Genomic DNA, 20,411 nt, shown 5'->3' on the forward strand with positions numbered 1-20,411 from the left:
GCGCTGTTGAAACCCTCAGCAAGTGGCACAGAGTGACCTGCGTACGGTCAGTACGGACACAGCGGCGATCGATGACGGGAGTGAGTATTGCAGTCCGCCGGTCGTGCTGCGGTATTTAAATGACCGTGATCGATGTCGATGGATACTATAAAGAACGCATGCGGCGGCGCGCGCCTCCGAGCGCCCAACGGGCGCGAGGAGCGCGTGCGAGGGAGTCAGGGGCGGTCGCCGAGCGGTTCCGGCGACCGCCCCTGACGAGGCTGGGGAGGCGTGAGGTGCGGTCGCGGTGCTGTGCGGGGTGGGACTCAAAGGGGCAGCCGCGAGGGCGAAGCCCGCCGCAGCAAGCACCGCAGCGAGGAAGCGACAGCGACTGAGCGAGGCGCGCAGCAAGGCGCGCGAGTCGTCGCGGCTGGGGCTTTGCAGGTGTTCACCGTCGATCCGAGTAAGACCGCTTATAAACATCCGCCAGCAACACCTCAGTTCCACGTATAAACACCCGCGCCACCGATCTGAGTCACGTACTCCCGAGATCGCTCGAATCTCCATCCGTTCGCGACGGGGTCGGGCGGGGCGACAAGCTCGGGTTCGACTGACGGGCGACGATCCATGTCGGCAGCGTCCGGGCTGTGGTTCCGAACCCCTCCGTTTTCGTCACGTATCGAGCGCAAACGTCCTGAGTAACGACGTGTTTTTGTGCGTTCAGCGTGCCTTACGACCGAAGAGTATGCCACGCGAACAGTACCAGACGAAACTGGAGAACCTTCGAGACGACGTCCTCTACATGAGCGAGCTCGTCGCCGAGCGACTGCGGATGGGCCTCGATGCCCTGAAACGGCACGACGGGGAGCTCGGCGAGGAGGTCATCACGGGCGACGCGGAGATAAACGAGCTGTATCTGGAGCTCGAGCGGGAGTGCACTGACCTCATCGCGCTCCAACAGCCCGTCGCAGGGGATCTCCGATTCATCGCGGCGTCGTTCAAGATCATCACCGATCTGGAGCGGATCGCCGACCTCGCGACTAATCTCGGAGCGTACGCCGGCGAGGCCGAGCGGGAGGTGTTCCCCGACGTCGACGCACAGCGTATCGGCGAGGAGACGCTGGCGATGCTCGACGTCGCGATGGCGGCCTACGAGCAGTCGGATCCGGACCGCTGCTACGAGGTCGCGGAGATGGACGACGAGGTCGACGCGCTGTGTGAGCGAGCGAGCGACCTCGTCGTCCGCGACCTCATCAAACGCGACGAGTTGGACGACGACGAGGCCGTCGAGGCGATGATGCGGAACGTCTCGCGTCTCCTCTTGACGATCCGTGACCTCGAACGGGTCGGCGATCACACCGTCAACATCGCCGCCCGGTCGCTATACATGATCGAGAACAACGACGAACTGTTGTACTGACGGCGCTATCTGTCGGATACGTCGTGTTCGTCCGTCGGCGTCGTGACGAGGAACGTTCTCCCGCCGCGCCGTTCGAGGTGGACCTCGCTGCCGGCGACGCGGTTGGCGCGAACGCGCCGGGAGACGTTACGGGCGGGACACTCGGTGACGTCGACGCGCGTCGGGGTGGCGTACCGCGGTGGTTCCGTGCTCGTGGAGCTCATACGTGAGCGATCGGCGGTAACGAACGTATAAGCGAGCCAAGTGCGGAGTGAAACTGAAAGTGGAATCGATGGGCAACGTCCGCGCGGTCACCTACCGGCGAAGGTCCGCTCCCTCGTCGCCCGCCACGAATCGAACGGTGAAGTAGTCGTACCCGCCGTAGGCGGCGTCGAGCGCACCCATCCACCAGTTCCATCGCTCGACGATCGTCGATCCGTCGGGCGCGTCCGAGAGGTGACGGACGACGTCGTCGACGGTCAACGCGTGTCCGCGGTCGCGAGCCGGTTTCTCCGCGTCGACCAGATCGCGTGCTGCCCGCACGACTGCTCGGCGATCGGCTCGCGTACCGCCGAACTCCTCGGACAGCGCGTCGTCGAGGCGCTTCGGATCCATGCTCAAACTACGTCCGGACGGTATTTGAGTCACACGGCCGGTGTTCACGCTCAACATGCCTCGTCGCCGCCGTGTCGTGAGAATCGCCGCGTTCCTCCGTCACACCGAGAGCACGGGCTGGCTCGCGTACAGGAGGACGTACTCGGCCGCCTTTTCGAGGACCTCGCCCGGATCGCCGGTGACGGGCTCTCTCGGAACGACGATGAAGTCCGATTCGAGCTCCTCGGCGGTGTCGAGAACGACGCTACCGGGGTGAACGGTCTTCACCCTCGTCGAGAAGCCGTACGCGATGGAGTTGCTGTGCGGGACGCCGGCCGCCTCCGCTCGTTGGATGACCGAGTCGGTGAACGATTCGGTGTCGTCGGCGACGTCTCCCTGATCGATCGCGCCCGTCTCGATCGCTCGGACCACGTCCTCGCCGAGCACGTAGAGCGCGTGAACGCTCGCGTCGTACTCGCTCGCAACGGCGATCGCGTAGTCGACTGCCTCGTGGGACTCCTCGCTGCCGTCGACCGGCACGAGCACGAGGTCGATGTCGAGGTCGCTCATACTCGTCCGCTCGGTCGGGAAGTTCAAAAACCCCGCTGTATACGGATCGTTCATGATCGGGATCGGCACCCGTATTTAAGCCGGCGAGCGGCGTAGGGCCGAGTCATGTCGCTACAGAGGGGATCCGGACGCATCGGCTTTTTCGACCGACTTCGGACCGGCTGGACGCTCACGAAAGACAGTATCGGTGTGGTCCGAGATCACCCGACGCTCCTGTTGTTCCCGCTGCTTGCGGGCGTCGCCAGCGCGGCGTTTTTCGTCGTGTTCTTCGTTCCGCTGCTCGTTGCGAACCTGATCGGGAGCGGACTGGAGTACGTCGCGTTGTTCGTCCTCTACTTTCTCACGACGTTTCTCAGTACGTACTTCGCTGCAGCACTCGTATACGCGGCCAACGAGACGTTTCACGGCCGGGAACCGGACGTCATCGACTGTCTGAAGGCGGTCAGCGATCGGGTCGGCCCGATCCTCGTCTGGTCGTTCGTCTCCGCGACGGTCAGCGTCGTTCTCAAGGCGATAGAGGACTCCGACAACCCGATCGCGGGAATCCTCTCGTCGCTGTTCGCCGTCGGCTGGTCGGTACTCACCTTCTTCATCGTTCCCGTGATCGTCTTCGAGGACGTGACCCCCACGTCGATGTTCTCTCGAAGCGGGAGCGCGTTCCGCGAGACGTGGGGCGAGTCGATCGGCGCGGGATTCGGGATCACGCTGATCGTCGGCCTCGTCGGCGTGGGACTTGCGCTCGGTGCGTTCGCGATCTCCGTCCCCATCGCCGCGTTCTTCCCCGGTCCCGGGATCCTTCTCACGGTCCTGCTTTTGGGTGGCGTGCTCGTCTTCACCTACCTGTTGAGCCAGACGATCTGGGGGATCGCCAAGGCCGCCCTGTACGTGTACGCGGTCGAGGGACGGCGACCTGCGGAGTTCGATACCTTCGATTTCGACACGCTGGGAGGCCGGTCCGATCGGTTCGGGTCTCCGGGCGCGGTCGGAACGCGGGACACGCTCGAACGCTGACGGCGGTCCACTCGTGACGTCTCCCAACGACGCGTCGACGGTGCCTCGCCCGCTCGTTCGGGAGCCCTCCGACCCGCTCAGATGTGGAGTCGCTCGACCGTCGTTCCGGCGACGGCGAGGTCGTCGTCGTCCGCCGCGGCGACGACGACGACCCCCGCGTCGGTCGCGGCGTCGAGGCTGACTGCGTACTCGTCGTCGTCCGGCTCGACCAGCCACGATCCGGCCGCGGTGTGGACGGCGACCTGCGCCCCGGTGGTCGTCCCGGAGACGACGAGGCTCTCGCCGGAGTAGTCGATCACGGCGCTGAGCTCGGGGCCCGCCGGCCGATCGGTCTCGACGTAGCGGTCGCGAACGACCGTCGGCGTCTCGACCGGCTCGCCGGCGTCGATCCCGTGCGCCAGCCGGATGAAACCGGCCATCGACCACGCGAGCGGTGTCGCCCCGCCGGTTCCCTCGCCGAACTCCCAGCCGTACTCGGTCGGGTGTTCACGGTCCCACACCTGCTCGGGAAGCATCCGGCCGGAGTTGCCGAAGCCGGCCATCGTCTCCAGCAGTTCGTCCGGCGACATGGTCGGCTCGTCCGTCCCGCCGAACGCGTCGTCGCCGCCGGCACGGGCGCGGAGCTCGTACTCGCCGCGCTCGCCCGTGAAGATCGGCCAGAGACGCCCCTTTCCGTTGCCGGTACCGGACCACGGTCCGCCGGGGTCGCCACGCTGGAGCTCGCCGTAGGCGTCGCCGACGTATCTGTACCACGCGGGACCGTACGGCGTCTCGACGCGGATCGACTCGTCGACGACCGAGACGGAGTTCCGAACGACCGGATCGTCGGCGGGCTTGATCCCGAGTCGAACGAGCTCGAGGAACCCGCCGTCGACGATCTCGCGCTCGTCGTACGTCGGCCCGTCGTTCGCGATGGTCCGCGGGCGACCGGACTCCGGGTCCCCGTTCGCGGTGATCCGGAGGTAGTACGGCGTCTCGGTGTGCCGTTCGCTCCCCGTCTCCGTCGCACACCACTCCTCGACGCGCTCGGTCCACTCGTCCGCGAGCGCGAGCCACGCGAGCGCGTCGGCCCGGAGGGATTCGGGGTCCGCATCGATGGCCTCGGCGTCCGCACCCCCGACGGTACCGGCGGAGACGGAGCCCGCACCGTCATCGATCCGGTCCGCCTCGGCGAGCGCGAGTGCGGCCGCGCACGTCAGCCCCGCGATCTCCGCGGCGATGCTCGACGGCGAGTAGCCGGCCTCCTCCTCCCACCGCTCCTGTGCGGTCTCCGGCCCGTGGGCGGCGACGTAGCCGATCGACCGTCGAACCTGGTCGTAGGAGTACTCCGCGTCCGAGACGGGGACGCCGAGCTCGTGGAGCTGCCACGCCATCACGGCGGGGTACGCGATGTTGTCCATCTGCTCGCCGCCCCATCGCGTGCGGCCGTCGATATACGTGTTCTGCGGGAGGAACCCGTTCTCGTCCTGCTGAGTGTTGTACAGGTACGCGAGCGCGTCGGCACCCCGATCGACCTCGTCGATCTCGACGAGCGCCGTGAACACCTGATACAGGTCGCGCGACCAGACGAAGTTGTAGCCGTAGCCGCGGTCCTCCGCGGCGTGTTCCGTCTCGCCCCACGGGACCGACGGACTCGCGATGCCGGCCCCGTCGTGATGTTTGTCCTCCACGGCCGCGAGCGTCATCAGCGCGAACCGGTACTGGGCCTCCACGTCGTCGTCACCGGTCACGGAGTCGGGGAGCTCCTTGTCGGCGAGCCAGTCGCGCCACGTCTCCGTGTACGACTCGGCCGCGGCGTCGAAGCCGCGTGAGAGCGCACCTTCCGCCTCGCCCAGCGCGGCGGCCGTGTCCGCGTTCTCGGCGAAGCCGAGCGCGAGCGTGTCCGACACGGACGGGCCGCTTCCGACGAGGCCCGTTAACACCACGTTTCCGGTGGATCTCTCGGAGCCGGAGCCGTGCTCGCCGGTCGCGAACAGGTCGTCGAGCTCGTCGCTCCCGGCGTCGGAGGCGCTCGCCCACGAGAATCGTCCGTCGCTCGCGAGCGCGAGCGCGACCTCGAACGGCTCCCCGTCGTCGTCGACGAGCTTTCCGGGATGGCGGTCCGTGTTCGCGTTCCGAGCGAGCAGGTGGTAGCCGTCGTCGCCGACGCGGATCCCGTGATCGTCGGTTCCGACGTTGGTGATCGTCGTGTCGACGACGGCGTACACGTCGTACTCCCGGCCGCCCTCGAACTCGACGTCCGCGAGGATCGCGTCGCCGTCCGTGTCGACCACGTAGTCGACGGTCAGCGTCCACTCGTGCCCGTGCCCGTCGCCCGTCTCACGGATCGTCTGCGTGTACGCGAGCGCGTCGTCGACGGTCGGCTCGGTCGTTCGCCGTATCGTCTCGGTCGTCGTTACGTGACTCGTCTCGTCGAACGTCCGGATCGTGTACTCGGTGTCCGGGTCCGCGACGAGGAAGTCGAACGTTCGGACGTTCATCACGTCGATGCGCGGGAATCGCGCCTCCGTTAGCGCGCCCTCGGTCAGGGTGAACCAGACCGGAACCGGCTCATCGCGGTCGTGATCGGCCGGCGTCCCAACGCCGAACTTCCGTCCGGTCGTCCACTGCGGCGCTTCCTCCGGTCCGCTCGGTCGCTCGTGCGGTATCGGTAGCGCGCCGTATCGCGCGAGCGTGACCGTCGTGGTGAGTCGGAGCGCGTGCGACCACCCGAGCGGCGTCGCGCTGTCCAGGTCTCCGTCGTCGAACGCCTGCTCGGCGAGGAGACCGACGTGGTTCGACAGCGCGCCGTCCGGACCACAGAGCGCGTACAGCTCCCGGGCATCCGAGAACAGGGACTCGCCGTCCTCGCCGCGGTTCTCGAGGAACCCGCCCAACTCCGCGGCGGCCTCGGCACCGAGAAGCGTCGCGACGGACCACACCTTCGCCGCCCCCTGTTCGGCGGTCCGCCAGTCGTCGCCAACGAAGCGAACGAGTCCCTCGATGCTGGCCGTCTCGCGTCTGAGTACGCGGATCGTGGTGCGGACGTGCGCCTCTATCTCCTCGACGAACACGTCGAGATCGACCGGATCCTCCGCGGACGGTGCCGTTCCTGAACCCTCTCGTTCCTCGACGAGGGCCGCGTACTCGATGACCGCGTTCACGAGCGCGAACGTGCTGGCGTCGCCTCGTTTGTCGACGTCGTCGCCGTCGGCACGCTGCGGGAACCGCTCGGCGTCGGGTATCCAACGGTTATGGATCCCGTCCGCCGCGTCTGCTGCGGCCGTCGCGGCGCGGTCACGGAGCTCCTCGTCGACCGGCGCGCGGGCGACCGCGGAGAACGCACGGAGGTACGTCGCCGCCGTGTGGGTGAACCGACCGATCGCGTTCTCCCAGCAGTTCTGACACCGCCGGGGGAGTCCGTCCGAGTCGGTCGTTTCGAGCAGGAACTCCACCGCGTCCGCGAGCGTTTCGTCGATCCGGTCGCGGCGATTGGCCGGCAGATCGGTCGTTCGGCGGAGGCGAGAGAGAAAGGTGACGACCGCCGCGGGCTGATCGAGCTGGTCGTCGGGGCCCGCCTCGGTGCGTGCGCCCTCGATCCGGGCGTTCGCCCAGCCGGGAGCGATCTCCCCGGAATCGGCCCACACGCGATGCGGCCAGCTGCCGTCCGTGTCCTGTGTGTGACAGAAGAACGCTGCCGCCGCGAGCAGTTCCTCGTCCGCCTGCAAGTCAAGCTCCTCGCTCGCGGAGAGGAGCGCGTTCGACACCTCGGCGTCGTCGCGGAACCACGTGTAGCCGTAGCCGCCGGACGTCGAGTAGAAGGGATCGAACTCCGGGCCGGCGATCCTCGCGCCCGATTCGGCGGTAAGCAGTTCGAGCGCCCGGAGATCGCTCGCGATCAGGTTTCGACGCGGCGCGTCCGCGGGAACCGCCGGTGCACGCTCGGCGGCCGCCTCGCGGAGGTCCTTCGCCTCGGCGTACGCGGTCGCGGTCCGGGATATCCGGGCGAGTCGCTCCGCTCGCTCACCCGCTTCCGATTCGGCGACGTCCGGAGCGTTCTCGCCGGGATCCCATGGCCCGCCTCCCTCGCCGGTTCGACCGTCTTCGTCCAGTACGGCCCGGTTCGCGAGCGTCACCCGCTCGATCCGTCCGTCGCGCTCGAACGGCGCTCGAACGACGACGTCCGCGGTGAGGTGTGAGTCCTCCCGGTCGTCGATCTCACCGCGGCGCGGGAACGCGTCGCCGTTCTCGCCGAGGATCTCCGCGATCGTGTCCTGTCGTCGACCGTGGGCGGCGGAGAGTCCGGTCGACGCGGTGAGATAGTCGTGTTCCCGCCGGTGAAACGCCTCGATCACGTCGCCGTCGTTCGGCCCGGCGGCCTCGTGGACGATGTTACCCACGCGCCCCTCGACCATGTCGGGTGCGAACCCGCAGACAGCAACGAGCTCCGCGTCCGCCGGCGGCGCACCGCGGAGTTCGACGTGGGTGAGGTGGGTGTCGCCGACGGTGAGATCGAACTGGTGGACGGTGTACCGTCCGGCGTCGTACTCAGTCTCGACGAGCGGCGTGTTCCCGTCGTAGTGCTGGCGAGTTCGGTTCAGTTCGTCGAACCACCGAACGCTGCCGCTTCCGGCGAGGCCGAGCCGAAGGCGATCGACCGCACCGACGCCCGAGAGCGGGTACGAGCAGTCGTGGACGGTTCCGTCCGTGCCGACGTACACGAGTCGGCCGTCGTCGCCGGCAAACGCCCCGCCGGTCGTCGGACGCTCCGCGGGGTATCGTTCCCCGCGTCTGCGTTCGTGTTCCGTGAGGGCGGTTCGCAGTCGCATGCTCGTTCTGCCGTTCCCTGTGATAAAAGCCTTGGCGGACTCGGCGAACTCCATCGATCGACCGTGATCCGTTCCGGACGCGGACCGGCCGTAATCCGTTCCGGACGCGGACCGGCCGTAATCCGTTCCGCACTCGCGCTCGACGGGCGTCGAAACGCCGACATCGAGAGCAACACCGAAGACCCCCGACGTTCATCGAGTAGTATGCATCACCCTGGACCTCCCCGGTTTCTGGCGACGGGGGAGACGGCACAGTTCGCCCCGCGGGATCCGGATCCCGAGGCGATCTACGAGTGGCGCGTCGTCGACGCGCCGCCCGGAAGCGAGGCGACGGTCGGCGACGACCCGGTCACGGAGTTCACGCCGGACGTTCCCGGCCGGTTCACGATCGGACTCTCCGCGCCCGACGGCGACCACCTCCTCACGCTCCGAGCGTTCTCCTCGTCGTATGAGGGCGTCGACGTCGAGGGCGGAAGCGGCACCGCGTTTCGCGACCGCGACGCCGACCACGCGGCGATCGACTACGCGGCGACGCGGTCACGGGACGGCGTCGGTCCGCCGCGGATCCGCCTGGACGCCTCGGTGGACGCCGACACGGAGGACGTGGTCGTCGCCGCGACGCCGACGCCGAACCCGGAATCGACGCTCGACCGCGAGGCGCTCGACGTGGCGTTCATCGTCGACGACCGCGACGTCGCCGCCGCCGTCGCTGAGGGGCGGACGAACCCGCGGGACGCGCTCGGCGTCTCCGAGACCGAATCCGGTGTCGAGCTTCGCGTTCCGACCGACGTCGTCGCCGATCGACTGCGCGTCCACGCCGTCTCCGTCGCGCACGAACCGGGCCAACAGCTCCGCTTCAGCGTCGCCGACGCCGTCTCCGTCGATCGCGTCGACGGAGGAGACGGGTCGCGGTCGACGACCGCTGCGACCGCCCCGACGGCCTCGACCCCACCGGTCGGTGACCGATTCGAAACGATCCGGTTGAATCAGCCGCCGAAGTGGACCGAGGAAGCGCGCGTGTACGAGGTGTACGTCCGGACGTTCGCCGACACCGACGCACCCGGCGAGACGTTCGACGCGATCGCCGAGCGGATCCCCGATCTCGCCGATCTCGGCGTCGACACGCTCTGGCTTACCCCCGTCTTACAGCACGACGGGAAGCCGCACGGCTACAACATCACCGACTTCTTCGACGTCGCGGACGACCTGGGGGACCGCGCCGACTACGAGGCGTTCGTCGACCTCGCGCACGACCACGGGATGCGGGTGTTGTTCGACTTCGTCGCCAACCACACCGCCCGCGACCACGAGTGGTTCGAGGACGCCTACCGGAATCCGGACTCCCCGTATCGGGACCGCTACGAATGGCAGGAGTCCGGCGAGCCGGGGACGTACTTCGACTGGGAGCTGATCGCGAACCTGAACCACGCGAACCTTCACGTGCGGCGGTTCCTGCTCGACGTGATAGACGAGTGGGCACCGATCGTCGACGGGTTCCGCTGCGACATGGCGTGGGCGGTCCCGGACTCCTTCTGGCGGGAACTCAGGGACCGGGTGAAAGCGATCGACCGTTCGTTCCTGCTGATGGACGAGACGATCCCGTACATCGCGGGGTTCCACGAGGGGATGTTCGACGTTCACTTCGATGCGACGTTGTACTTCCAACTCCGACAGGTCGGCCGCGGCGCGGAGCCCGCAGCGTCGGTGCTGGACGCGATCGACCAGCGTGCGACGGTCGGCTTCCCCGACGACGCCGGGTTCCTCCAGTACATCGAGAACCACGACGAGACGCGGTACCGCGTCGAGTGCGGTGACGCCGCCGCGGCCGCGGCCGGGGCGGCGACGGTCACCCTTCCGGGCGTTCCGATGGTGTACGCCGGCCAGGAGATCGGACAGCAGGGTCGACGGGACACGATCGCGTGGGACCACGCCCGCGAGGAGGTGAGGGAGCGCTACGATCGACTCCTCGCCACCCACGCGGAACACTCGGCGCTCGGTCCGTCCGGCGACCTCCGGCGCGTCGGCTATCACGTCGCCAGCGGTGACCTGACCGAGCGACCGATCGAGGCGGACGGTGAGACGGTCCACCCGGACGACGTGGTCGCGTTCGTCCGCGAGGACGACGCGGAGACGCTCGTCGTCGTCCTCAACTTCGCGCCCGCCGAGGCCGCGGTCGCGGTCGACACCGATCACGCCGATCGGAACGTCGTGACCGGCGCGGACTGCGTGGTGACGGACGGAGACGGGACAGACCGGATCCGCGTCGACGACGTCGCCGTCGTCCCCGTGGCGGAGCAGGGGTGACGTCCGCCGCTGCTCCGCCGACCCGACTGACGGGAGTTTCGCTAGGGCCGACCGTGGCTCCGGTCTGGCGTCGCCCCCGATACGGGCGAGGCGCTCGGGCACCGCGCCGGTGACGCTCGCGGACGCAAACGCGATCGTGTGACGTCGATCGGTGTCGCACGTACCCGACGAGGCCGTCTGGAACGGAATGCCGTTGACGATTACGCACAATACAACTATATACTCGTATGGCGTCGTTCCCCGTGAAATATTATGACAACGGAAAAAGATGAATTCGGACGTTCGACCGATCGAGACGAGCCGATCGACCGAGACGAGCCGATCGACCGAGACGAGTCGACTAGCCGAGACGAGCCGATCGCCGGCGAGTACGATGGACTTCTCGGAGAGATAGAACGGGCGATCAGGTATCCTGCCGAAAGCGACGACTTCGTGAAAACGATCGCCATCGGCGGGCTGCTCTCGTTGTTCTCCTTTCTGATCGTGCCGCTGTTCGTTCTCGCGGGATACGTCGTCCACGTGCTCGACCGCACCGCGGACGGCGACGACGTCCCACCGACGTTCGACGACTGGGGAGAGATGGCGGTCACCGGGATACAGGCGGTCGTTATCGGCTTCGCCTACACGCTCGTTCCGGCGATCGTGGGCGGGCTGATCGTCCTCGTCGGGATCGTCGGTATCGGTGTCGGGGGGGACGGGCCACTGGCCGGAGTCGGCGTCCTCGGCGTCATACTCGGCGGGCTCGTGTGGTTCGTCCTCGCGCTGCTGGTCGCCTACCTGCTCCCGGGAGCGGTAGCGAACTTCGCTCGGGAGCGGTCGATCGGGTCCGGGTTCGACGTCGGGAGACTGAAGCCGATCTGGCTCTCCCGGTCGTACGCCATCGCGTGGGGAACGATGGTCCTCGTGTTGGTGATCGGGGGATTCGTCGCTGCGCTCCTCAACGTCGTCCCGATTCTCGGAACGATCGTCGGAGCGTTCGTCGGCTTCCACTTCGGGGTCGCCGGCTACTCCGTCATCGGTCGCGCGTGGGACGAGTTCCCCGCTGACGGGCGGGCCGAGCACGAGACGACAGTCTCGACCGTGGCGGGCCGATAGGCCGGTCGCGGCTGCCGACGCCGAAAACCCGGAGGACCGGCCCGTCGGCGAACCGTACCGCTTCGTACCGGACGGGTCGACGAGACGTCCTACGACGGGTCGACGAGACGTCCTACGGCAGGTCGACGTCGACGTCGTGCTGCAGGCCCGCGGCCTTCACCGTGTTGTACAGGAGCATCGCACGAGTCATCGGGCCGACGCCGCCGGGGACGGGCGTGATCGCGCCCGCGACCTCACTGGCGGAGTCGTAGTCGACGTCGCCGACGAGTTCGTACCCCTTCTCGGTGTCGGCGTCAACCTTGTTGATCCCGACGTCGATCACCGTCGCGCCCTCCTTCAGCATCGAGCCGTCGACGAACCCCGGAATACCCGCGGCAGCGACGACGATATCTGCGCTGCCGACCTTCTCCTCGAGGTTCCGCGTCCGGGAGTGACAGACGGTCGTGGTCGCGTTGCCGCCGGGGGCCTTCTGGATCAGCAGATTCGCCATCGGTTTTCCGACGATGTCCGAGCGGCCGACGACGACCGCGTCCGCACCCTCCGTCTCGATGTCGTAGGCGTCGAGAAGTTTCTGGACGCCGTGTGGCGTACACGGTTTGAATCGGGCGTCACCGGCGACCAACCGACCGACGTTCTCCGGGTGGAACCCGTCGACGTCCTTTTCGGGGGCTACCCGTCGAAGCACGGTCCGTTTGTCGACGTGGTCCGGAACGGGTAGCTGGACCAGGATCCCGCTGACGTCCTCGCGGTCGTTGAGGTCGTCGATCGTGTCGTATAGCTCGGATGCGGGCGCGTCCGGATCGATCTCGACGTGGAACCCCTCGATGCCGACCTCCTCGCAGTCGCGCTGTTTCATCGAGACGTACGTCTCGCTCGCGGGATCGTCGCTCATCAACACGGTCGCCAGTCCCGGTCGTACGCCCGACGCCGTGAGCGTCTCGACGCAGTCGGAGACGCCCGACCGGATCGCCGCCGCGACCGCTTCGCCGTCGATGACTTCGGTCATGTCCGATCCTCCGGATCGTCCGGCTAAAAGGATTCGGGTCAGTCGGTGTCGATCACGGTCCGTCCCGCCTCCGCCAGCGGCTCCCCGTCGACGGGCACCTTCGGGTTGGCCTCGCGCGCCTGTGCGGAGAGCCCGAGCTGTGTGTCGACGCCGGCGTTCTCGTGGAGGTGGACGGTGCCACGGTGGACGGCGATCGCGTCCGCGAGGTGGAGCCGCACCGCCTCCAACAGCACCTCGGCCTCCAGCGGCTGCCCCCGTCGCTTGATATCCGAGACGCTTGCACCGGCGGGCACGTCGAACGCACGCTGGGTGATCACCGGCCCCTGATCGAGATCGGTCGTGACGTAGTGTGCGGTGACGCCCGCGATCCTGACGCCCGAGTCCTTCGCCTGTCGGTACGCCTCCGCGCCGGGGAACGCGGGAAGCAACGACGGGTGAACGTTGATGATCCGACCCTCGTAACGGAAGACGACGGACGGAGAGAGGATCCGCATGTAGCGGGCCAACGCGATCACGTCGATGTCATACTCCGCCAACAGGTCGAGCAGGCGGTCCTCGTCGGTGGTACCGTTGCCGTCACCGACGTCGTAGAAGGGTTTGCCGTACCGCTCCGCGAGCGACCGAAGGTCGCCACGATTACCGATCACGACCGGGATCTCGGCGTCGCCGTCGGCCGCGAGCTCGCCGGTCGCCTCCGCTTCGAGCATCGCCTCCGGCGCGTGCGTCTCCCGTGTGACCAGCAGCGCGATCCGGCGCGCCTCCCGATCGCTCGGGAACCGCACCTGGATGTCGACGTCGAGCTCCCGGCCGAGGTCCGCGAGCGCGCCGCGAAGTTCGTCACGAGCGGTGTCCATCTCCGAGGTGTCGACCCGGGCCGTCATCCGGAACACGCCCTTTCGGACCGCCTGGTCGAGATCCTCGATGTTGATCGACCGCTCGAACAGCAGCGAGGTGATCCGCGCGATAAGTCCCGTCTCGTCTCCTCCGACCACCGTGATCTCGGTCAGTTCGCGGGTCATGCGACGATCACCTCCTGGCGTTCGAACGGAAGCATACGCTCTTCGGTACGAGTGAACGGACATGGTCTTTTCGGTCCGTCGTACGTCTCCACCGAAAAGATATCCACACATATGTATATTACTGCAGTTCCAAAACGTCTTTTACCCATGACCCCGCACTCTCAAACGATGACGGCATTCACTGCGACCGTGACGGTCCGACTGAAGCGGGGCGTTCTCGATCCCGAGGCCGAGACGACCCAGCAGGCGCTCGAACGGCTCGGGTTCGAGCTTGAGGACCTCCGCTCGGCCGACCGCTTCGAGGTCGATCTGGAGGCGGCGGACGCCGACGAGGCGGCCGAGCGTGCCGACGAGATGGCCGAGCGCCTCCTCGCGAACCCGACGATCCACGACTACGAGGTCGCGGTCGCGGAGCGATGACGGTTTCCGTCGTTCAGTTCGGCGGATCGAACTGCGACCGCGACGCCGTCCGGGCACTCGAGTACCTCGGCGTCGACGCCGAACGCTGCTGGCACGAGGACGGCCTCCCCGATGACGCAGACGGGATCGTTCTTCCCGGCGGGTTCTCCTACGGCGACTACCTCCGTGCCGGCGCGATGGCCGCCCGTGCGCCCGTGATGGACGAGGTCCGAGCGGCGGCCGAACGGGGTGTTCCCGTCCTCGGCGTCTGCAACGGCGCACAGATCGGCTCGGAGTCCGGCCTCACCGCGGGCGCGTTCACGACGAACGCCTCCGCGCGGTTCCAGTGTGAACCCGTCCACCTCCGCATCGAACGCGCGGACACGCCGTGGACGGCCGCCTACGACGAGGGAGACGTCATCGAGGTGCCGATCGCCCACGGCGAGGGGCGTTTCGAGATCGGCGACGACGCCCTCGACGACCTGACCGACGACGACCGCGTACTGTTCCGGTACTGCGACGAGGAGGGCCGCGCCACGGCGGCCGCCAACCCGAACGGCTCCACCGACAACGTCGCCGGCATCCTCGGCGAGCGTGAGACGGTCGCCGTGTTGATGCCGCATCCCGAGCGCGCGGCACTGCCCGACGTCGCCGAGAGCACGGACGGCGTCGGGATCCTCGAGGCGTTCGCGTAGGGATCCTCGAGGCGTCGCGTCGGGACCCTCGAGGCGTCGCGTCGGAGCCGAACGTCTTCGTGTTTCTGCGACGACGGAGCAACCCTTGTCCGCTTGCGGCGATTTAAGAACCCTGGGTGACACTGGAACGTATGAGCAAACAGGAGCCACGATCCGACGACGGGAGCGATCCCGGCCGACGCCAGGGCGACGCCGACCGGTTCGCGGGCGAGAAGGACGCCGACCTCCCGAGCAGGGACGTCACGGAGGGTGCCGCGCGCGCGCCCCACCGGTCGATGTTCCGCGCGATGGGGTTCGATGACGAGGACCTCTCCTCGCCTATCGTCGGCGTCCCGAACCCCGCCGCCGACATCACGCCGTGTAACGTCCACCTCGACGACGTCGCCGACGCCGCGATCGGCGGGATCGATGACGCGGGCGGAATGCCGATCGAGTTCGGCACCGTCACCATCTCCGACGCCATCTCGATGGGGACCGAGGGGATGAAGGCCTCGCTCATCTCTCGTGAGGTGATCGCCGACTCCGTCGAACTCGTCTCCTTCGGCGAGCGCATGGACGCGTTGGTCACCGTCGCGGGCTGTGACAAGAATCTGCCCGGAATGATGATGGCCGCGATCCGGACGGACCTCCCGAGCGTGTTCCTCTACGGCGGCTCTATCATGCCCGGTCAACACGAGGGTCGCGACGTCACCATCGTACAGGTGTTCGAGGGCGTCGGCGCGTACGCCGAAGGCGACATGAGCGGCGAGGAGCTCGACGACCTCGAACGTCACGCCTGCCCCGGTGCGGGATCGTGTGGCGGAATGTTCACCGCGAACACGATGGCGTCGATCGCCGAGGCGCTCGGGCTGGCCCCGCTCGGCTCCGCGTCGGCACCCGCCGAGGACGAGGAGCGCTACGAGATCGCCGAGGAGGCCGGCGAGCTCGTCTTGGACTGTATCGAGAACGATCGCCGCCCCTCCGATATCCTCTCACGGAAGTCCTTCGAGAACGCGATCGCGCTCCAGACCGCGATGGGCGGGTCGACGAACGCGGTGCTCCACCTGATCGCGCTCGCCGCGGAGGCGGACGTCGACCTCACCATCGACGACTTCGACGAGATCTCCCGGCGGACGCCGAAGATCGCGAACCTCCAGCCGGGCGGGAGCCGCGTGATGAACGACCTCCACGAGGTCGGCGGCGTTCCGGTCGTGATCCGTCGACTGCTGGCGGCGGACCTGTTCCACGGCGATGCGATGACCGTGACCGGCCGGACGATCGCAGCGGAGATCGCCGAGCTGGAGGCGAGCGGTGATCTCCCGGACGACGACGGGATCGAGTCGGACTTCCTCTACTCCGTCGACGACCCCAAAGAGGCTGAGGGCGCGATCAAGATCCTCCACGGGAACCTCGCGCCCGACGGCGCGGTGCTCAAGGTGACCGGCGACGACGCCTTCTACCACGAGGGACCCGCACGCGTGTTCGAGAACGAGGAGGACGCGATGGAGTACGTCCAGTCGGGTGCGATCGAGTCGGGCGACGTCATCGTCATCCGTAACGAGGGCCCGCGAGGCGGTCCCGGAATGCGCGAGATGCTCGGCGTCACGGCGGCCGTGGTCGGCGCTGGCCACGAGGAGGACGTCGCGCTGCTCACCGACGGACGCTTCTCCGGCGGCACTCGCGGACCGATGATCGGCCACGTCGCCCCCGAGGCGGCCGCCGGCGGTCCGATCGGCCTCATCGAGGACGGCGACCACGTGACCGTCGACATCCCCGATCGGGACCTGTCGGTCGACCTCTCGGACGACGAGTTCGCGTCCCGACGAGCCGAGTGGGACGAGCCAGAACCCCCGTACGAGGGCGGCGTCCTCGCGAAATACGGCCGCGACTTCGCCTCCGCCGCCGAGGGTGCGGTGACGAATCCGCGACTTACGCGGGAGTAGTCGAACGAGACGGACGAGAGGGGCGAGACGGACGAAAGGGGCGAGACGAACGAACCGGACGAGACGGACGAGGGCATGGACCCCTGCTCGACCGTCTCCGGGGGATCACGCGACCGCCGCTCTGACGACGTGGACGTCGCGGGCGATCCGTTCCGGGAGTGAGACGGGGTCGTCGCTCTCGGAGCTGCGTGCGGTGATCATGCCGAACGGGGCCACCTCGACGATGGTGAGCTTCGACCCCGGTTCGATACCTCGGTCGGCGAGGTACTCGAGGACCTCCGGATCGCGGTCGCTGACCCGTTCGACGACGACGACGTCGCCCTCGTCGCACTCCGAGACCGCGGTCGCGTCCCCCGTCACCGGGGCCTCCAGATCGACGTTCGGGATCGGGTCGCCGTGCGGATCGATCTCCGGATGGTTGAGGATGGCAGCGATGCGGTCGACGAAGTTCTCGCTGATGTGGTGTTCGAGCCGGTCCGCCTCCTCGTGGACTTCCGACCAGTTGTAATCGAGGTGCTCGGTGAGAAACGTCTCCAGGAGTCGGTGGTGACGGATCACTTCGAGCGCGACCGTCTCCCCTTTGTCGGTGAGCCGGACCCCGTGATACTTCTCGCGGTCGATGAGCCCCCGTTCCTCGAGTTTGTCGAGCATGCTCGTCACCGTCGGCGACGTCACGTCGAGTTCGCTCGCGATATCGACGGTCCGAACGCGCTCGTCCGACCCGTACTGGAGGTGATAGATGGCTTTGAGATAGTCCTCCATCGAGTCGCTCAGTCTCATTGTCGATATTTAGTGTACGTCTAAACTTGAATCTTGTCGCCTCGAACGAATCGATCCGACCGCGGTGCGGATCGGCCCGGTTCCAAAGAGAAGACGCTTGCGGCGCTCGACGATGCGCGACGAACACGAGACGTCGAGGCGAACACGAGACGTCGAGGCGAACACGAGACGTCGAGGCGAACGCGAGACGTCGAGGCGAACGCGAGACGTCGGATGTCAAGCGGGTAGCGGAGTCGTACGAGCCGGTCCGGACCTCCGGACACGAATGAGCGGAGAATGGTTCAGGTCGGTGGGTCCCTACAAATCGGGGCGTGCGGAGGAGTGGCTCGCAGTGGATGGGCAAGGTTTTCCGGCGGGACGTCGTGGGTGCGGGCATGGGACGTGACGTTTCCAACCCCGACAACCCGCAGGTGACGCTGCACACGAACCACGGCGACATCACTCTCGAGCTGTTCGCGGATCGTGCCCCGCGAACGGTCGAGAACTTCCTCGGGCTCGCACGCCACGAGCCGGCCGCGAGCGACGATCCTGCGCCCGACACCGACACGTGGGAGGACCCCGAAACCGGCGAAGTTCGGGGCGACTCGCTGTACGAGGGGATCGTCTTCCACCGCGTCATCGACGAGTTCATGATCCAGGGCGGCGACCCGATGGAGTCGGGTCGCGGCGGTCCCGGCTACCAGTTCGACGACGAGTTCCACGACGACCTCACCCACGACGGTCCGGGGATCCTCTCGATGGCCAACTCCGGCCCGAACACCAACGGCTCGCAGTTCTTCATCACGCTTGCCCCCACGCCACACCTCGACGGCAAACACGCCGTCTTCGGCCAGGTGATAGACGGGATGGACGTCGTCGAGGAGATCGGGTCGGTTCCGACCGACCGTCGCGACGAGCCGCGAGACGACGTCGAGATCGAGCGCGTCGCCGTCGACGAGTAGTTCGCCGCGGTTCGCGTGGGATCTCCGTCGTCTCGATCGGTTTCGATCTGCCGATCTCCGATATTTCACACGGAGAATTATATAGTTGGCCAACATGTTCACGGGCATGTCGAATCGCGAAGGGAATTCATCCGGAACGACGGAACTACCCGATCTGGGTCTCCACCCGGTGCTGTTGCGGCCGGAGCTGGACCGGATACTGGACTGTCTCCGATCCCGTCGACGTCGGTTGATCCTCCTGTTACTGAAGGACGGAACCATCGAGCGGAAGTCCGACGTGATGTTTCGGTGTGGTCCCGACGGGAACGCCAGCGAGATCGAACTGGTTCACAGGCACCTCCCGAAGCTCGCTGAGGCGGGATACGTCGAGTGGGATCCGGACACCGAACGGATCGCGAAAGGACCTCGGTTCGGCGAGGTCGAGCCGGTGCTCGAGCTGATGGAGCGTCACGTGGACGAGATGCCCTCGAACTGTTTTTGACGTCCGCCCGGGCCCGGCAACTCGCCACTCGCATCGAACTCCACAACGCACTTAGCCGCGACGTAAGGATATACCCGATATGTACACAGTCGTCGGTGGCGGGATCGCCGGCCTCGCGGCCGCCTACCGTCTCCAGTCGTTCGGTCACGACGTCCGCGTGTTCGAGGCGTCCGACGACGTCGGCGGGCTCGCGAGGCTGTACGACACCGGCGGCGATCCGATCGAACGGTTCTATCATCACCTCTCGAAATCCGAGGAGACGATCGTCGACCTCGCGGCCGAGCTCGGCGTCGGCGATCGCATCGAGTGGCGGATCGGCGAGAACGCCTACTACCTCGACGGTGTCGTCCATCCCCTCGACAAGCCGTGGGAGATACTCGCGTATCCGGGGATGAGCCTCTATGACACGTTCCGACTGGCGTGTCTCACGCAGGAGGTCGACGTCCGCGGCGGCCGTCCCCGGTTCGACACGTACGACGATCTGGCCGCCTTCGAGGACGTGCCCGTCGAGGAGTTCATCGTCGAGCACACCACCCGAGGCGTGTACGAGGGGTTCTTCGAACCGCTCCTGCGAGCGAAGTTCGGCGACCGCGTCGACGACGTCTCCGCGGCGTGGCTGCTCGGTCGGATCAAGTTCCGCGGCGAGCGCGACCTCCTGCGCGGCGAGGTGTTGGGATACTTCGACGGCTCCGTCGGGGTCCTGCTGGACGCCCTCGTCGACGCGGTCGGCGAGGGAGCGATCGCCACGAACGCACGCGTCGTCGACGTGGGCCACGGGGAGGCGGGAGCGAGCGGAACTGCCCCAGTCGAGACGGTGACGGTCGAGACCGCGGACGGGACCGAAACCGTCCACACCGACGGCGTCGTCGTCGCCGCGATGCCGAACGTGTTGGAGGCGCTGACGGGACACCGCTGTGACGTCGACTTCCAGGGCGCGGTGTGTGCGGTCGTCACCCTCGAGGAGTCGTTGACGGACACGTACTGGCTCAACGTCGCCGACGACGCGCCGTTCGGCGCGCTCATCGAACACACGAACTTCGTCCCGCCGGAGCGGTACGGTGGTGACCACCTGCTGTACGTGGCCAGCTACGTCCAGTCGCCCGAGGAGGCGAACTGGCAGGCCGACGACGAGACGCTCCGCGACCGGTGGCTGTCGGGGATCGAGGACCTGTTTCCGGCGTTCTCTCGGGAGTCGGTCGTCGATTTCCGTGTGTCACGGAACCCCCGTGCTGCCCCCGTCTACGAGCGAGGGTACCTCGATCGCGTGATCCCGACGGACCTCGCGGCGGCGGGGTATCCGGGCGTGTACTACGCGGGCATGGCGAGCCGCGCACAGTACCCGGAGCGGTCGTTGAACGGCGGCGTCGTCGCCGGGTTCGAGGCCGCCGACGCGGCGATCGAGTGAGCG

17 protein-coding genes are annotated in these 20,411 nt (G+C 67.3%); 10 read left to right on the forward strand and 7 right to left on the reverse strand.

All coding sequences use genetic code 11. From position 1 onward, the window contains the following. Window positions 1-724: 724 nt before the first annotated feature. Complete coding sequence (phoU, locus tag ACNSN7_RS09960) at window positions 725-1,399, forward strand: phosphate signaling complex protein PhoU (protein WP_418282125.1); 675 nt, start codon at window positions 725-727, stop codon at window positions 1,397-1,399. A gap of 5 nt (window positions 1,400-1,404) precedes the next feature. On the opposite strand, the gene ACNSN7_RS09965 is transcribed toward phoU, so the two are convergent. The 3 genes from ACNSN7_RS09965 to ACNSN7_RS09975 all read right to left on the reverse strand — a co-directional run bounded on the left by ACNSN7_RS09965 (window position 1,405) and on the right by ACNSN7_RS09975 (window position 2,542). After that, window positions 1,405-1,602: a hypothetical protein gene (locus tag ACNSN7_RS09965; protein ID WP_418282126.1), complete on the reverse strand. Its 198-nt coding sequence runs from the start codon at window positions 1,600-1,602 to the stop codon at window positions 1,405-1,407. 91 nt (window positions 1,603-1,693) lie between these two features. Beyond that, on the reverse strand, window positions 1,694-1,993 hold the full coding sequence (locus ACNSN7_RS09970) for a WNWW family protein (protein ID WP_418282127.1): 300 nt from the start codon (window positions 1,991-1,993) through the stop codon (window positions 1,694-1,696). 99 nt (window positions 1,994-2,092) lie between these two features. After that, window positions 2,093-2,542 (reverse strand): universal stress protein, encoded by a 450-nt coding sequence (locus ACNSN7_RS09975; protein WP_418282128.1) that lies wholly within the window; start codon window positions 2,540-2,542, stop codon window positions 2,093-2,095. A 105-nt stretch (window positions 2,543-2,647) separates the two neighbouring features. On the opposite strand from ACNSN7_RS09975, the gene ACNSN7_RS09980 reads away from it, so the two are divergent. After that, a complete protein-coding gene (locus tag ACNSN7_RS09980) occupies window positions 2,648-3,553 on the forward strand; it encodes a DUF6159 family protein (RefSeq protein WP_418282129.1) in 906 nt (301 codons plus the stop codon). 77 nt (window positions 3,554-3,630) lie between these two features. Here ACNSN7_RS09980 and ACNSN7_RS09985 read toward each other — a convergent pair whose 3' ends face one another. Next, entirely contained in the window at window positions 3,631-8,361 is a 4,731-nt protein-coding gene (locus ACNSN7_RS09985; RefSeq protein ID WP_418282130.1) for a DUF7997 domain-containing protein, read from the reverse strand. Window positions 8,362-8,565: 204 nt separating this feature from the next. Here ACNSN7_RS09985 and malA point away from each other — a divergent pair, with 204 nt between their 5' ends. Both malA and ACNSN7_RS09995 read left to right on the forward strand, forming a co-directional pair. Next, entirely contained in the window at window positions 8,566-10,665 is a 2,100-nt protein-coding gene (malA, locus tag ACNSN7_RS09990; RefSeq protein ID WP_418282131.1) for an alpha-amylase MalA, read from the forward strand. Window positions 10,666-10,917: 252 nt separating this feature from the next. Next, complete coding sequence (locus ACNSN7_RS09995; protein WP_418282132.1) at window positions 10,918-11,760, forward strand: DUF4013 domain-containing protein; 843 nt, start codon at window positions 10,918-10,920, stop codon at window positions 11,758-11,760. A gap of 112 nt (window positions 11,761-11,872) precedes the next feature. On the opposite strand, the gene ACNSN7_RS10000 is transcribed toward ACNSN7_RS09995, so the two are convergent. Next, window positions 11,873-12,766, reverse strand: a complete 894-nt coding sequence (locus ACNSN7_RS10000; protein WP_418282133.1) for a bifunctional methylenetetrahydrofolate dehydrogenase/methenyltetrahydrofolate cyclohydrolase — start codon at window positions 12,764-12,766, stop codon at window positions 11,873-11,875. Between the two features lie 38 nt (window positions 12,767-12,804). After that, window positions 12,805-13,785: a formyltetrahydrofolate deformylase gene (locus tag ACNSN7_RS10005; protein ID WP_418282134.1), complete on the reverse strand. Its 981-nt coding sequence runs from the start codon at window positions 13,783-13,785 to the stop codon at window positions 12,805-12,807. Window positions 13,786-13,953: 168 nt separating this feature from the next. Here ACNSN7_RS10005 and purS point away from each other — a divergent pair, with 168 nt between their 5' ends. From purS to ilvD, 3 genes are all read left to right on the forward strand, one after another. Then, window positions 13,954-14,205, forward strand: coding sequence for a phosphoribosylformylglycinamidine synthase subunit PurS (gene purS / locus ACNSN7_RS10010; RefSeq protein WP_418282135.1), 252 nt, complete (start codon window positions 13,954-13,956; stop codon window positions 14,203-14,205). Beyond that, on the forward strand, window positions 14,202-14,879 hold the full coding sequence (gene purQ, locus ACNSN7_RS10015; protein WP_418282136.1) for a phosphoribosylformylglycinamidine synthase I: 678 nt from the start codon (window positions 14,202-14,204) through the stop codon (window positions 14,877-14,879). The genes purS and purQ overlap by 4 nt, the downstream gene beginning before the upstream one ends. A gap of 131 nt (window positions 14,880-15,010) precedes the next feature. Then, entirely contained in the window at window positions 15,011-16,801 is a 1,791-nt protein-coding gene (gene ilvD / locus ACNSN7_RS10020) for a dihydroxy-acid dehydratase (RefSeq protein ID WP_418282137.1), read from the forward strand. Window positions 16,802-16,906: 105 nt separating this feature from the next. On the opposite strand, the gene ACNSN7_RS10025 is transcribed toward ilvD, so the two are convergent. Beyond that, on the reverse strand, window positions 16,907-17,581 hold the full coding sequence (locus ACNSN7_RS10025; RefSeq protein WP_418282138.1) for a metal-dependent transcriptional regulator: 675 nt from the start codon (window positions 17,579-17,581) through the stop codon (window positions 16,907-16,909). A gap of 374 nt (window positions 17,582-17,955) precedes the next feature. Between ACNSN7_RS10025 and ACNSN7_RS10030 the strand changes: the two genes are divergently transcribed. The 3 genes from ACNSN7_RS10030 to ACNSN7_RS10040 all read left to right on the forward strand — a co-directional run bounded on the left by ACNSN7_RS10030 (window position 17,956) and on the right by ACNSN7_RS10040 (window position 20,408). Further along, the gene (locus ACNSN7_RS10030) at window positions 17,956-18,522 is read left to right on the forward strand and encodes a peptidylprolyl isomerase (protein ID WP_418282139.1); all 567 of its coding nucleotides are present in this window, start codon (window positions 17,956-17,958) and stop codon (window positions 18,520-18,522) included. A 106-nt stretch (window positions 18,523-18,628) separates the two neighbouring features. Next, on the forward strand, window positions 18,629-19,003 hold the full coding sequence (locus ACNSN7_RS10035) for a hypothetical protein (protein WP_418282140.1): 375 nt from the start codon (window positions 18,629-18,631) through the stop codon (window positions 19,001-19,003). Between the two features lie 79 nt (window positions 19,004-19,082). After that, complete coding sequence (locus ACNSN7_RS10040; RefSeq protein ID WP_418282141.1) at window positions 19,083-20,408, forward strand: NAD(P)/FAD-dependent oxidoreductase; 1,326 nt, start codon at window positions 19,083-19,085, stop codon at window positions 20,406-20,408. Window positions 20,409-20,411 lie beyond the last annotated feature (3 nt).

The organism is Halorubrum rarum (genome assembly GCF_048380895.1).
GTDB lineage: Archaea > Halobacteriota > Halobacteria > Halobacteriales > Haloferacaceae > Halorubrum.